The sequence below is a fragment of the Catenulispora sp. GP43 genome, from assembly GCF_041260665.1.
GTDB lineage: Bacteria > Actinomycetota > Actinomycetes > Streptomycetales > Catenulisporaceae > Catenulispora.
On record NZ_JBGCCT010000031.1, the window covers coordinates 39511 to 53338 of the forward strand.

A 13828-nucleotide genomic window follows, 5' to 3' on the forward strand; every position below is an offset into this window, starting at 1 on the left:
GCCGGTGCGGGTGCGGATGGCGGCACGGAGCCGCTGCCTGGGGCATCAGGGGCAACGGAGCGGAGGGCGGGGTTTGTTCCAGCGGCCGGGCCGGCCCGGCCCGCGGACACCGCACGTCTCAGCCGACGGTCCCGCGGGTCCAAGCGGTGAGCAGGGGGCGGTAGCCGCAGCGGCTCCAGAACGGCCCCGACAGCGGATTCGCGGCCGTGTAGTGCAGCAGGAGCGCGCCCAGGCCCGCGGCGTCCAGTTCGGCATGGACGTGGCGCACCAGCGCGCTGCCGACCCCGGCGCCGCGCTCCCCCGCCGCCACGGCCCCGCAGTTCAGGTAGGCCGCCGGCCCGACCCGGATCTGGCCGGTGGCCCAGGTCGCATACTCCGGAGGCTGCACCACGACCAGTCCGACCGCCCGGCCGTCCCGCTCGGCGATCCACGCGCGCTTCTTCACCCCGCCGACGGCCTCCGCGACCTCTTCAGCCAACCGGGCCGGCGTGGACGGCCGGATCGAGACGTAGCCGAACTGCGTCTCCCAGGCCAGCTGCTCCATCCACAGACGCGTGGCGGCCTCGGTGTCCGCGGCCCAGGCCCGGCGGATCACCAGACCGGGATCAGAGCGCGCCGCGATCGATTGACCGGCCAGGCGCACGGCGAATATCGACTGCTGCGTGAAACCCCGCTCGATCAAGGCCAGCGACATCTCGGTGTCGCGCGAAGGCCAGGTGATCGTGGCGATGCTGTCCGGGCCCGGCCGGAACCCCCGCTGCACGGCCCACAGATCCAGCAGGGTGGCGAACGCTTCCGGCCCGTCGACCTTCGGCACGAGTTTGCTCTCGTGGGCGGCGAAGAAGGTGTAGCCCCAGGAGTCCGGATCGACTGGCATGTTGCGCATCAGCGCCACGCCGCCGGCGCAGATCAGTTCCGTGTCCCGGCTCGTGGGATCCGGCAGCGGCCGCGAGACGGCCAGCAACGGATCGACGGCTTCGCGGCGCGCCTGATGCGCCGCCAGCAACTCTGGACTCTGTTCCACAGCCAGAAGTCTCAGAACGGCGGCCAGGGAACCGGCCGCCGCCGCCCCTCCGGCCCGGGTATGCGGTCGGTGTCCAGCAGCTCCCTGATCCGCGCCCGGGTCGCGGCGACCTCCTCGGCGTCCAGCAGGGCGGCCAGCCGGCCGCCGAGTTCGCCGGTCTCGATGTCGCGGTCCAGGCGCTCCAGCACCTCGCGGAACTCCGGGCCCAGCGGCTCGGTGCTGAAGCCCCACAGCAGGGTCCGCAGTTTGTCGTCGACGTTGAAGGTCAGGCCGTGGTCGATGCCGTAGACGTGGTCCGGCTCGGCCGTGCCGACCAGCAGGTGACCGCCCTTGCGGTCGGCGTTGTTGACCACCGCGTCGAAGGCCGCGATGCGGCGCAGGCGTTCGTCGGCCTTGTGCGCCAGCACCGCAGGGCGGCCGTCGCCGAGCTCCACCGACAGCACCGGGCGCCAGTGCGCCGCGGCGTCGTCGGCCGGGTCTTCGTCGAAGTCCTCGGGCAGCAGGGCCAGCAGGTCGTGGTCGTCCTCGTCGGGGGTGTCGATCCACAGCTGGCACATGCCCGGGCCCCAGGGCCCCTCGCGCATCACCGTCGGCGGGACGATGCGCCAGCCGGTGGCCTGCGACAGCTCGTAGGCGGCGACCTCGCGGGCGGCCAGCGTGCCGGTGGGGAAGTCCCACAGCGGGCGCTCGCCGGCCACCGGCTTGTGGACGCAGTTCAAGGTCACGCCGTCCAGGGCCACCGTGCCGTACAGCGTGGCGTTGGAGGCGTTGGTGAGCCGGCCGGTGATGGTCAGCTCGCCGGCCGTCAGCACCTGCCGGATCCCGGCCGGATCCAGGTCCTGCTCGGCCTCGGCGTCCGCTCCGGGGGTGCTCAAGCGGCGCGCCGCCGGTAGCCGTTGGCGCGCGGGCACACGTGGCCCTCGGGGTCCAGGGGCAGCGAGCAGAACGGGCACGGCGGGCGCCCGGCCGACACCACGGCCTTGGCGCGGGACGTGAACGCCCTCGCCTGCGCGCCGGTGAGCCGCACCACCATGGTCGGCGGGCCGTCGGCCTCCATGTCGCCCAGCGGCGGCTCGCCCTCGCCCTCCATCGGCGCCATGGCCTCGATGACCACCCGCTGGGTCTCGCCGTCCCAGGCCAGGGCCAGGGCCGCGACCCGGAACTCCTCGAAGACCGGCTGCTCCAGGGGCTTGTCGTCGGCCAGCTCCAGCGGCGCGATCGCCGGGACCGGCGCGGCCCCGCCGGAGCGGCGCACGACCTCGTCCAGCAGGTCGTCCAGGCGCTCGGCCAGCGCCTCGACCTGCTCCTTCTCCAGCGCCACCGAGGTGATCCGGCCGCCGGAGGCCGCCTGCAGGTAGAAGGTGCGGTGCCCGGGGAGTCCGACGGTGCCGGCGACGAACCGCTCCGGGGGGTCGTAGACGAAGAGTTCCCGTGACACCGTGTTTCCTCCTACAAGCTTCGCGCTCAGGCCCTCTCCCGGGCCCCCGCAATCAAGCCTATGCGTTCAGGCGTTGTCGGCGCCCGCGCCGCCGCCCACTGCGGCGTCCGCGTCCGCTGATGGCGAACGCTCCGGGGCCGGCTTGTACGGTGCCGGGTCGCCGCCGACGTCGTTCAGGCGCACGACGAACGGCCGCATCTCGGTGTAGCGCACAGCCGTCACCGAGCACGGATCGCAGGTGATGCGCTGGAAGGAGTCCAGGTGCAGGCCCAGCGCGTCGGCGGCGACGGCCTTGATGACGTCGCCGTGCGAGAACAGCGCCCACACCGCCTCCGGTCCGTGTTCCGCGGCTATCAGGGTGTTCCATTCCCGCACCGCGGCCACCGCACGCGCGGACATCTCGGCCATCGACTCGCCCTCGGGCCCGGGGAAGCGCGCGGCCGAGGGATGCCCCTGCACCACCTTCCACAGCGGTTCCTTGGCCAGCTCGGCCAGCGGCCGGCCGGTCCAGTCGCCGTAGCGGCACTCCCCGATCCGCTCGTCCAGGCTCACCTTCACGCCCTCGCGGCCGGCCAGCACGATGTCGGCGGTCTGCCGGCAGCGCTCCAACGGGGAGCTCACCACGGCCGCCAGCGGCACCTCGGCCAGCCGTTTGGCCAGCTCTGCGGCCTGCTGCTCGCCGCGCTCGTCCAGGCGCACACCCTTGGTCCAGCCGGCGAGGATGCCGGAGCTGTTCGCGGTGGTGCGGCCGTGGCGGATCAGAAGTACCAGGGTCACACGCCTCACCCTACGACCACTCCGCCGTCAGCGTCGGACTGGGATCGGACTGGGATCGGGCCGGGGTCGGGCCGGGGTCGGGCCGGGGTCGGGCCGGGATTGGGCCGGGATTGGGCCGGGCGCTGTGGCCTGCGGGATAATCGCCGGCATGATCGTCGACTCAGCGACCTATCAGAACGGCCGCCGCGTGACCGCGCCCGAGGACTTCTCGGACGCGCTCCAGCAGGCCCGCACCTGCGGCGACCCGGCGGCGTTCCTGTGGCTGGGGCTGTTCGAGCCGGAGCCGGACGAGCTGGACCTGGTGGCGCGCGAGTTCGGGCTGCACCCGCTGGCCGTGGAGGACGCGGTGAGCGCCCACCAGCGCCCCAAGCTGGAGCACTACAAGGGCTCGACCTTCCTGGTGTTCAAGACCCTGCTGGAGGCCGACCCGCATCATCCGCTGCAGCTCGGCGAGATCTCGGTGTTCCTCGGCGAGAACTTCGTCGTCACCGTCCGGCACGGCGCGGCCAACCCGCTGTCGGGGGTGCGGCGCCGGGTCGAGGACCAGCCGGAGCTGCTCCAGCACGGCCCCAGCGCGGTGCTGTACGCGGTCGCCGACTCGATCGTGGACTCCTACAGCGGCTACGCGCAGCTGATGCAGGACTCGATCGACCAGCTGGAGACCGAGGTCTTCTCCCCCGGCCGCGGCGACTACGGCGGGCCGATCTACGCGCTCAAGCGCAACGCGATCGTGTTCGCGCGCGCCGTGGTACCGCTGGTGATGCCGACGAAGGCGCTGGTCGCCGGGCAGGAGGAGCGGATCGCGAAGGAGACCCAGCCCTACTTCCGGGACGTGGCCGACCACGTGCTGCGCGCCACCGACGGCGCGCGGGAGTGGAACGAGCTGCTGGACCACATGCTGGACGCGGACCGCTCGCGGGTGTCGGTGCAGCAGAACGACGACATGCGGCGGATCTCGGCGTGGGCGGCGATCCTGGCGGTGCCGACGGCGATCGCCGGGATCTACGGGATGAACTTCGACGACATGCCGGAGCTGCACTACCACTACTCGTACTACGTCGTGCTCGGGGTCATGGCGACGTCGTGCGTGGTCCTGTACGTGCTGCTGAAGCGGGCGAAGTGGCTGTGAGCGAGGTCCTGGTACCGCCGGCGGAGCTGGAGCTGACCCGGTTCCCGCACGACGCCCGGGATCGGCTGCGGGCCTGGGACGCGGCCGATGAGTACCTGCTGCGGCATCTCGGTGAGGGGCCGGAGCTCTCGGGGCACGTGGTGGTGTTCGGCGACCGATGGGGCGCGATCAGCACGTCGCTGGCGCTGTCCGGGACGCGGGTCACGCAGGTCACGCAGATCTCTGATTCGTATCTCGGCCGGCGGGCCACTGCCGAAAACCTTGCCAGGAACGGGAAGGAGCGCTCGTCTGTAGCTCTGGTGGCGACTCCCGACGAGGTCCCGGGGCCGGTCGACGTACCGATCGACGTACTGCTGGTGCGGGTGCCGAAGTCGTTGGCGTTGCTGGAGGACCAGCTGTGGCGGTTGCGGCCGCTCGTCGGCTCCGGGACCACCGTCGTCGGGACCGGCATGGTGACCGAGATCCACACCTCGACGCTCGCAGCCTTCGAGCGGATCCTCGGCCCCACGCGGACGTCGCCGGCGGTCCGCAAGGCCCGGTTGATCCTCTGCGAGCCGGACCCGGACCTGCCGCGTCCGGAGAACCCGTGGCCGCTGACATATCAGCTTCCTGATGGCATCGGCGCCGCGAGCGGACGCCCCGTGGTGAACTACGCGGGGACGTTCTCCGCCGACCACCTGGACATCGGCACGCGCTTCTTCCTGCCGTGGCTGCCGACCCGCTCCGACGCGGCACGCATCGTCGACCTGGGGTGCGGCAACGGTGTCGTGGGGCTGGCGGCGGCGTTGGCGAATCCCGGCGCCGCGGTGACGTTCGTCGACGAGTCGTACCAGGCACTGGCCTCGGCGCGCGCCACCTTCGAGGCGACGTTCGCACCGGGTGAGCGGCAGGCGGAGTTCCTCGCCGCCGACGGCATGGCGGGGTTCGAGCCGGGCGGCGTCGACCTGGTGCTGAACAATCCGCCGTTCCACAGCCATCAGGCCACGACCGACGCGACCGCGTGGCGCATGTTCACCGGGGCGCGGGCGGCTCTGCGGCGCGGCGGGGAGATGTGGGTGGTCGGAAACCGGCATCTGGGATATCACGTGAAGCTGAAGAGGTTGTTCGGCAATTGCGATGTGATGGCCAGCAATCCGAAGTTCGTGGTGCTGCGGGCGATGCGGCGCTAGGAGACCTGGGCGCCGGATCGCCGCGGGCGTCGGCGCATCGCGCGTCTCGCTGCGTTTTCCTGTCCCAACCTTCGCCGTTTCCCTTGACCGCGTAATGCGCGGCCAAAATGATGAGCGGCATGGTCGGCATATCTGAGAACGGCGTCACCGGAGCGGGAACCATGCCTTTCCGCGGCGGACATACCTGGTACCGCGTATTCGGTGACCTGTCCGCGGTCGGTCCGTTGCCGTTGGTACTCCTGCACGGCGGTCCCGGTGCGGTGCACGACGGGTTGCTGCCGCTGGCGGACCTGTTCTCGCCGGAGCGGCCGGTCGTTCTCTACGACCAGGTCGGCTGCGGCAACTCCACGCACCGGCCGGACTGGCCGCCGCAGGAGTGGACCGTGCAGCTGCACCTGGAGGAGCTGGAGACGCTGGTCTGCCACCTGGGGCTGGACGAGTTCCACCTGCTCGGCCATTCCTGGGGCGGGTTCCTGGCCGCCGAGTACGCGCTCAAGCACCCCCTGCACGTCGCCTCGCTGACCCTGTTCAGCACCGCGGCGTCCACCGAGCTGATGACGGCCTCGGTCCTGGGGCGGATCACGGCGCTGGCCGAGCAGGGGCTGCCGCCGGCGGAGTTCGTGACGCGGCACCTGTGCCGGGTGCCGATGCCCGAGCCGCTGGTGCGCACCTTCGCACAGCTGGCCGAGTTCCCCGAGGTGAACACGGCGATGGCGGGCAGCGACGAGGCCGGCGAGCTGGCCGGCACGCTGGCCGGGTGGAGCGTGGTCGACCGGCTGCCCGGGATCGATCCGCCCACGCTGGTCCTGGGCGGCGAGCACGACGAGCTGGACGCGGCCGCGCGGCAGCCGTTCCTGGACCGGATCCCGGACGTGCGCGGGCACGAGTTCGCCGGGGCGAGCCATGTCGCGTACATCGAGACGCCCGAGGCGGTGCGGGTCGTGCTCGGGGTGTTCCTGGCCGAGCACGACCTGGTGTGAGGGCCTCCGCGCCCCGGTCCGGTCCCGGTCCGGTCCGGTCAGTCGACCAGCACCAGCTGCTCGGCCTCGGCGATGATCTCCTCCGGCGTCGGCGGCGTGAGCAGCAGCTCGGCGATCCGGGCGTGCCCGGGGTCGCCGGCCGCCACGCTGGCGGCCACCGATTCGCGCACGTCGTAGCGGGTGGTCCGGAGCTGCACGTCCGGCCCGAGCAGGGCCCAGTGCGCCACCCCGGGCTCGCCGCGGTGGTACGGCAGCCCGACGCTGCCGGGGTTGACGCTGCGCCGGGTGCCCACGAAGCGGTCGAACTGCAGGTGGGTGTGGCCGGTCACCAGGACGTCCTCCTCGATGCCGGCGGTCATCTCGGCGAAGCGCTGCTCGGAGGTGCCGGGCGTGACCGCCTCGTGGTCGCTGCGCGGGGAGCCGTGGCAGAAGCGGACCGGGCCCAGGCCCCGTACGTCCACGACCACGCTGAACGGGAAGGAGCCGACGAAGGCCAGCGCCCCGGTGCCGTGCTGGGCCGGGACCCACTGCTGGCGCGGGTTGGCCGGGGTGTGGGCGCCGGTGGTGATCTGCCGGACGTAGCGCTCGCTGTTGCCGCGCACGCACACCGCGCGCGGACCCAGGGCCTTGACGATGGCGACCGTCCCGTCGGGGTCGACACCCCAGGTCAGGTCGCCGTTGAAGACCACCAGCGAGGCGGCGGCGACCTCGGGCTCGGCGAGCACGGCCCGCAGCGCCGGGACGTTGGCGTGCACGTCGGACAGTACCGCGACCCGGTCCACCGGCCCATAACGCTTGGCCTGGCCTTCCCACGACGCGGGACCGTAGAACTCAGAGGACATCGGGGGCCTCCCCGGGACGGCGAACGAGTGTTTCCGTCGATTCAGCCTAATCGCGGTCCTGATGGTGGGCGAGAAGTGACCGAGCACTGAGACCCGGAGCGTGACTCGGACTGGGACCCGGACCGTGACCGGCATCGTCGAGCACGCTGATCAGCTCGGTGAAGGACGCGATCTCCGCACCGGCCCAGTCGTCCTCGCGGTCGTGCGCGCTGTTGCTGTGCCAGTCCTCGGCGCGCAACATCAGCGGCGTCATCCCGACCGCGGCCGCCCCGCTGAGCTCGCGCGAACCGCCGTCGCCGACGTACACGCACTGGGCCGGGGACACCCCGAGGCGGTCGGCGACGAGCCGGAAGAAGGCGGGGTTCGGCTTCTTCAGGCCCTCGTCGCAGGAGAAGACGGCGGTGTCGAAGGACTCGGCGACGGCGAAGCCGGGCCAGGCGACGGGCACCTCGGGGGTGCAGTCGCTGAGCAGGCCCAGGCGGTAGCCGCGGGCTTTGAGGGCGCGCAGCGCGGCGGGGACGTCGTCGCGGAAGACGAACAGGGCGTTCTGGGCCTCGACCCGTGCCTCGCAGGCGGCCGCCAGGGCCGCCTCGGTGGGCTCGACGCCGCAGCGGCGGGCCAGGGCCCGGAAGGTCTCCGCCAGGTCGCCCAGGGCGCCGGTGGCGCGTTCGACGAAGCTCGCGCTCAGCGTCTCCCGCCACTGGGCGGCCGGCAGGCCCAGGGGCGCCGCGCTGGCCGCGGCGGCTTGGGTCCAGACCTCGTCGGGGGTGCTTTCGGTGAGCGTGCCGAAGAAGTCGATGACGACCGCGGTGTAGGCGGGAGGCGAAGTGGGCTCCATCGCCGCAGTGTAGGCACGGTCGGCCGGGGCGGGCACGCGATGCGGCCCGCCGCCGCCCGGCAGCGCTTGCTGATGTCCTGTCATGCCCTACGGCAGGAAGGGCCGCTGCCGCCACTGCGCGTCGGCCGGCCGCAGGTCGTCCAGCGCGTTCGTGGTGATCGCGGTGGTCAGCGCCAGCACCCCGGCCACGGCGAGCGGGTTGTGCAGCTCCCCGGCCAGGATCAGCTTGGTCACCTCGGAGCGGTCGGCCCACACCGTAGACATGTCCGCCTCCTCGTGCTCCCGGGCGTACTGCTCGCCGTCGGCCTCACGGACACCGCGCGCGAGATAGACGCGGATCGCCTCGTCGGAGCCGCCTGGGGTGGTGAACAGGTCGACCAGGACCCGCCAGTCGTCGGCCTGCTGGTGCGCCTCCTCGTAGAGCTCGCGCTTGGCGGCCTCCAGCGGGTTCTCCCCGGGATGGTCCAGCAGGCCCGCAGGCAGCTCCCACAGGCGCCAGCCGACCGGGTGCCGGTACTGGCGGACCAGCAGCACGCGGTCGGCCTCGTCCAGGGCTACCACGCCGACCGCACCGGGGTGCACGACGTAGTCGCGCTCGGCGACCTGGCCGTCGACCATCTTCACGGTGTCGGTGCGGATGGAGATCACATGCCCGCGGAACTTCTCCTCCGAGGCCAGCACCGGCCACTTCTCGGGTTCGTCGCGGATCTCCATCACGCTCCCTGCGATCGCGGTTCGCGGCCCGGCGGGCTCGGCCGGGCCGATGATCGAAGCCTATCGCGAGAGATGCTTCAGGGCGCCGGGGACGGTCGGGAATGCGAGCGCATGCCCCTTCGTATCAGCCCTGGATAAAGGGACGAAAACACGTGTGCCCCGGCACGAAGCCGGGGCACACAGTATCGCCGACAAGCAGCGGGGCGAGGATCAGGCCCCCGCGGCCGTCTCCGCCAGCGCCTCACCGGCGGCGGTCGCGGCAGCGGTCGCCGCCGCGCCGGCCGCCGCGCCCTTCGAACGCTCCACCGCGGCGGCGATCAGGCCGGCGAACAGCGGATGCGGGCGGGTCGGGCGCGAGCGCAGCTCGGGGTGCGCCTGCGTACCGACCAGGAAGGGGTGCGTCTCGCGCGGGAGCTCGACGAACTCCACCAGGCGGCCGTCCGGGGAGGTGCCGGAGAAGACCAGGCCGGCCTCCTCCAGGCGCGGCCGGTAGGCGTTGTTCACCTCGTAGCGGTGGCGGTGGCGCTCCTCGATGTACGGGGCGCCGTCGTACAGGTCGCGCACGACGCTGCCCTCGGCCAGCTTGGCCGGGTACAGGCCCAGGCGCATGGTGCCGCCCAGGTCGCCCTGGCCGGCCACGATGTCGCGCTGGTCGGCCATGGTGGAGATCACCGGGTCCGGGGTGGCCTCGTCGAACTCCGAGGAGTTGGCGGCGGCGATGCCGGCCAGGTTGCGGGCGCCCTCGATCACGATGCACTGCAGGCCCAGGCACAGGCCCAGCAGCGGGATCTTGTTCTCGCGGGCGTACTTGACCGTGTTCACCTTGCCCTCGATGCCGCGCACGCCGAAGCCGCCGGGGACGCAGATCGCGTCCACGCCGGTCAGGTGCTTGGCCGCGCCCTCGTCGGTCGCGCACTCGTCGGAGGGGACCCAGCGGATGTTCACCCGCGCGGAGTTGGCGAAGCCGCCGGCCCGCAGCGCCTCGCTCACCGACAGGTAGGCGTCCGGCAGGTCGATGTACTTGCCGACCAGGGCGACGGTGAGGTCGTGGTCCGGCTCGTGCACCCGGCGCAGCAGGTCGTCCCACTGCGTCCAGTCCACGTCCCGGAACGGCAGGTTCAGCCGCCGCACCACGTAGGCGTCCAGGCCCTCGGTGTGCAGGACCTTGGGGATGTCGTAGATGGACGGGGCGTCCACGGCCGCGGCCACGGCCTCCTCGTCCACGTCGCACATCAGCGAGATCTTGCGCTTGATGACCTGGCTGATCGGCCGGTCGGCGCGGCACACGATGGCGTCCGGCTGGATGCCGATGCTGCGCAGCGAGGCCACCGAGTGCTGGGTCGGCTTGGTCTTCATCTCCCCCGACGGGCCGATGTAGGGCACCAGGGAGACGTGCAGGAAGAACACGTTGTCCCGGCCGACCTCGTGCCGCAGCTGGCGCGCGGCCTCCAGGAACGGCAGCGACTCGATGTCCCCGACGGTCCCGCCGACCTCGGTGATCACGATGTCCACGTCCTCGCCGCCCATGCGCCGGATCCGGGACTTGATCTCGTTGGTGATGTGCGGGATCACCTGCACGGTGTCGCCGAGGTACTCCCCGCGCCGCTCCTTGGCGATCACCGCGGAGTACACCTGGCCGGTGGTGACGTTCGCCGAGCCGTGCAGGTCGGTGTCCAGGAAACGCTCGTAGTGGCCGACGTCCAGGTCGGTCTCGGCACCGTCGTCGGTGACGAACACCTCGCCGTGCTGGAACGGGTTCATCGTCCCGGGGTCGACGTTGAGGTAGGGGTCGAGCTTCTGCATCGTGACCCGCAGACCTCGGGCCTTGAGCAGGGCACCCAGCGAGGAGGCGGTGAGGCCCTTGCCGAGGGAGGAGGCGACGCCCCCGGTTACGAACAGGTGTTTCGTCTGATGTGCCAAGGGGGGCTCCCGCGGATCGCTGCTGACTGTGCTGATAAGTACAGGCGGTCCTTCTTGCCTGTCATCCACGGGAGACCAGGATATCAGCAGTTGCGGGGCCCGGAGCTCACGGGTCGATCATGGGGTGGACAGGTGTCGGCAACATCCCGTTCATGCCGAATACGCGGCGAGCACCGCGGCCAGTTCCTCTTCCGGCCCCGGCCACAGCGCGTCCCAGTCCGGCGCGCCGCCCGCCGGCGCGGACCCGTCGCAGGCCTCGGCGAGCGCCCGCGCCAGCGCCTCGGGGTCGCCGGGCCCGATCAGCGGCAGGTGGCCCGCGGTGACCTCGGCCACGCCGCCGACGTCGGTGGCGATCACGTGCGGCACGCCGGCCCGCAGCGCCTCCTGCAGCGCCAGCGGCCGGGCCTCCCAGGTGCTGCACATCACGAACACGTCGGCGGCGCGCAGCAGATCGGCGATGTCGGAGCGGTGGCCGAGCAGGGCCACCGGGAGGTCGTGGCCGTCGATGACGGCCTGGAGCGCGGAGCGCCCGCGGCCCTCGCCGGCGATGGCGACCGGCGGGACGCCGGCCGGCCCGAGACGGTCCTTCAGGATGATCAAGGCCTTGAGAAGGGTGGCGTAGTCCTTCTGCGGGGCGAGGCGGCCGACGGCCAGCACCAGGCGGCGGTCGTCGTCCCCGGCCAGGCCGAGTTCGCTTCTGAGCGCCGTTCGCACCTCCGGTGCGGAAACTGTCGGCGCGGGCAGGGCCGGGGCCACGACCGGCCCGAAGCGCGCGTCCTTCGCGCCGTTCCCGGCGACCGCCTCGACCAGGTCGTGGGAGGCTGCCAGGACCGCGTCGGCGCGCTGGGCGATCAGCCGCATCAGCATTTCGCCGGCGCGGTTCGCGGGCGCGTTGTGCAGGGTCACCACGGTGCGCTTGCGGGTCGCCAGGCACGCCGCGGCGCCGGCGCGCAGGCCGTGGGCGTGCACGACGTCCACCCGGGCCTGGCGGGCGGCGTGGCGGATCGCCGGTATGGCCCCGGTCCCGGTGGCGACCAGGGTGCGGACGTCGTGGCCGACCTCGCGCAGGGCCCTGGTGAGGGTGTCGACGTGCACGCCGATGCCGCCGGTGCTCTCGGGGCGGACCAGCAGGATCCGTAGCGGGGACTCGGTCATCAGCGGCGGCTGGGTCAGGGGGAGCTGGGTCATCGGGCGGGCCTACGTCTTCTGTTGTCGACCGTGGCGCGCAGCCACTTGCCGCATTCGGTGTCCGGAAGCAGCCGTTTGGCGGCGACGATCGCCGTGAGGACGAACAGCCCGACGGTCAGCAGCGCGGTCGCGCCACCGATGAGCATCGCACGTACCGGGCCGGTGGCGCCGAACAGTCCGGCGAAGACCATCCCGACCGGCGCGGCCACGGCCGCGGCGAGCGCCGCCACCACCCCGGCCCGGCCGACGCCGACCAGCGCGTCGCGGCTGTGGCCGCGGCGGACGGCGGTGAGCAGCGCGGCGCCGGCCACCGCCATGCCCAGGGTGTTGCCCAGGCCGAGCGCGATGACGGCGTTCTGGCCGGGCAGCAGCCAGACCAGGGTGAGGTCGGCGGCCAGGACGGTGAACCAGCCCGCGCACACCGCCGTCGCGGCGGCGCGGCCCCGGCCCGCGGCGTACAGGGCCCGGCTGAGGTGGGCCAGCAGGCCGTAGCCGATCAGGCCGGGGGCGAAGGCGGTCAGGCCCTGGCCCATCATCTCGACGGTGACGCTGCCGCCGGTGCCGTGGCGCGCGGTGAGGAACAGCCGGGCGGTCGGCCACGCGGCGGCGGCCAGCACCGAGGCGCCGGCCGCGGAGAAGATCAGCACGGCCTGGGTGGTGGCCGCCACGCCGTGCGCGTAGCCGTGCCGGTCCCCAGCCGCCCACTTGGCGGACAGATCGGTGAAAGCGCTGGTCGCGACCGGAACGGCGAGCACCGCGTACGGCAGCGAGTAGACGGCCCAGACCAGGTTGAAGACGGTGAGGGTGCCGGTCGAGGCGTGCCCGGCGTTGGACAGCAGCACGATGGTCAGCACCGCGAGCTGCTGGGCGATCAGGGTCGCGACGCCGGCGACGCCCAGCGAGCGGGCCCTGCGCGCGACGCCTTCGGGGAAGCGGAACGTCGGGCGCAGCGCGAGCTTGGCCCGCCGAACGGCCGGCAGCAGGGACAGCACCAGGATCAGGACACCGGCGGATGTGCCAAGCGCTAGTACTAGCTCGGGGGCCTTGTGCAGATCGCGCAGGTGCGCGCCGCGGCCGCGATCCAGGAAGGCGAAGACGGTGTAGGAGGCGATGACCACCAGGCTGGACAGCAGCGGCGCGAGCGCCGGGGCCAGGAAGCGGCGGTCGGCTTGCAGGGTCGCGCCCAGGACGACGGCGGCGCCGTAGAGCGGGATCTGCGGCAGGAAGAAGATCAGGAACCTGCTGATCTGGGCCGTGTAGTCGGGGCCGTGTCCGCTACCCAGTATCTGGCCCATCGGCCCGGCCAGCGCGACACCGGTCGCGGACAGCGGGATCAGGATAGCGAGCGTCCAGGTCAGCAGCGCCGAGACGATGCGCGAGGCCCGGGCCCGGTCGGCCGGGCCGTCGCCGCCGCCGGTGAGCGGGCCGGCCAACAGGGGGACGGCGACCCCGGCCAGGGCGCCGCCGGCGGTGATCTCGAAGACGATGTTCGGGAGCTGGTTCGCGGAGTTGTAGGCGTCGGCCAGGGAGCCGGCGCCGACGGTGTGGGAGAAGACGAGCCAGCGGCCGAAGCCGACGACGCGGGAGGCGACGGTCGCTATGGCGATGAGGACGGCGGCGCCGAGGAGGGTGGAGGCGCGGTGGGTGGAGGCGCGGCGGGGGCGGCGGGTACTCGGTGCGCCGGTCGCGGTGCCGTGCTGCTGGGGCACCGTGGCCGGGGCGCCGGACTTCGGCTCGACGGCCTCGGCCTCGGCCTCGGCCTCGGCCTGCGCCTCCGCCGACAGGTGCTCGATCCGGACCTCGGCCATC

At 72.6% G+C, this 13828-nt stretch carries 13 protein-coding genes; 3 read left to right on the top strand and 10 right to left on the bottom strand.

Annotation, left to right across the window (positions count from 1 at the left end):
* Window positions 1-118: 118 nt before the first annotated feature.
* The 4 genes from ABH926_RS42145 to ABH926_RS42160 all read right to left on the bottom strand — a co-directional run bounded on the left by ABH926_RS42145 (window position 119) and on the right by ABH926_RS42160 (window position 3239).
* Window positions 119-1024, bottom strand: a complete 906-nt coding sequence (locus ABH926_RS42145; protein ID WP_370372063.1) for a GNAT family N-acetyltransferase — start codon at window positions 1022-1024, stop codon at window positions 119-121.
* 11 nt (window positions 1025-1035) lie between these two features.
* Window positions 1036-1899: an SCO1664 family protein gene (locus ABH926_RS42150; RefSeq protein ID WP_370372065.1), complete on the bottom strand. Its 864-nt coding sequence runs from the start codon at window positions 1897-1899 to the stop codon at window positions 1036-1038.
* Window positions 1896-2462 carry a DUF3090 domain-containing protein gene (locus ABH926_RS42155; RefSeq protein ID WP_370372067.1) on the bottom strand — a complete coding sequence of 189 codons (567 nt, stop codon included), beginning with the start codon at window positions 2460-2462 and terminating at the stop codon, window positions 1896-1898. The genes ABH926_RS42150 and ABH926_RS42155 overlap by 4 nt, the downstream gene beginning before the upstream one ends.
* A 66-nt stretch (window positions 2463-2528) precedes the next feature.
* Window positions 2529-3239: a histidine phosphatase family protein gene (locus ABH926_RS42160; protein WP_370372068.1), complete on the bottom strand. Its 711-nt coding sequence runs from the start codon at window positions 3237-3239 to the stop codon at window positions 2529-2531.
* Window positions 3240-3387: 148 nt separating this feature from the next.
* Here ABH926_RS42160 and ABH926_RS42165 point away from each other — a divergent pair, with 148 nt between their 5' ends.
* The 3 genes from ABH926_RS42165 to ABH926_RS42175 all read left to right on the top strand — a co-directional run bounded on the left by ABH926_RS42165 (window position 3388) and on the right by ABH926_RS42175 (window position 6517).
* A complete protein-coding gene (locus ABH926_RS42165; protein ID WP_370372070.1) occupies window positions 3388-4368 on the top strand; it encodes a magnesium and cobalt transport protein CorA in 981 nt (326 codons plus the stop codon).
* Window positions 4365-5537, top strand: a complete 1173-nt coding sequence (locus tag ABH926_RS42170; RefSeq protein ID WP_370372072.1) for a methyltransferase — start codon at window positions 4365-4367, stop codon at window positions 5535-5537. Before ABH926_RS42165 ends, ABH926_RS42170 begins: the two co-directional genes overlap by 4 nt.
* Window positions 5538-5656: 119 nt before the next feature.
* On the top strand, window positions 5657-6517 hold the full coding sequence (locus tag ABH926_RS42175) for an alpha/beta fold hydrolase (RefSeq protein ID WP_370372073.1): 861 nt from the start codon (window positions 5657-5659) through the stop codon (window positions 6515-6517).
* Window positions 6518-6555: 38 nt separating this feature from the next.
* On the opposite strand, the gene ABH926_RS42180 is transcribed toward ABH926_RS42175, so the two are convergent.
* The 6 genes from ABH926_RS42180 to murJ all read right to left on the bottom strand — a co-directional run bounded on the left by ABH926_RS42180 (window position 6556) and on the right by murJ (window position 13827).
* Window positions 6556-7359, bottom strand: coding sequence for a metallophosphoesterase (locus tag ABH926_RS42180; protein ID WP_370372075.1), 804 nt, complete (start codon window positions 7357-7359; stop codon window positions 6556-6558).
* A gap of 46 nt (window positions 7360-7405) precedes the next feature.
* Window positions 7406-8197: an HAD family hydrolase gene (locus tag ABH926_RS42185; protein WP_370372077.1), complete on the bottom strand. Its 792-nt coding sequence runs from the start codon at window positions 8195-8197 to the stop codon at window positions 7406-7408.
* A gap of 87 nt (window positions 8198-8284) precedes the next feature.
* Window positions 8285-8911 carry an NUDIX domain-containing protein gene (locus tag ABH926_RS42190; RefSeq protein ID WP_370372079.1) on the bottom strand — a complete coding sequence of 209 codons (627 nt, stop codon included), beginning with the start codon at window positions 8909-8911 and terminating at the stop codon, window positions 8285-8287.
* A 210-nt stretch (window positions 8912-9121) separates the two neighbouring features.
* Window positions 9122-10831: a CTP synthase gene (locus ABH926_RS42195; RefSeq protein WP_370372081.1), complete on the bottom strand. Its 1710-nt coding sequence runs from the start codon at window positions 10829-10831 to the stop codon at window positions 9122-9124.
* A 150-nt stretch (window positions 10832-10981) separates the two neighbouring features.
* Complete coding sequence (locus ABH926_RS42200) at window positions 10982-12019, bottom strand: glycosyltransferase family 4 protein (RefSeq protein ID WP_370372083.1); 1038 nt, start codon at window positions 12017-12019, stop codon at window positions 10982-10984.
* Complete coding sequence (gene murJ / locus ABH926_RS42205; protein ID WP_370372085.1) at window positions 12016-13827, bottom strand: murein biosynthesis integral membrane protein MurJ; 1812 nt, start codon at window positions 13825-13827, stop codon at window positions 12016-12018. The genes ABH926_RS42200 and murJ overlap by 4 nt, the downstream gene beginning before the upstream one ends.
* Window position 13828: the final 1 nt, after the last annotated feature.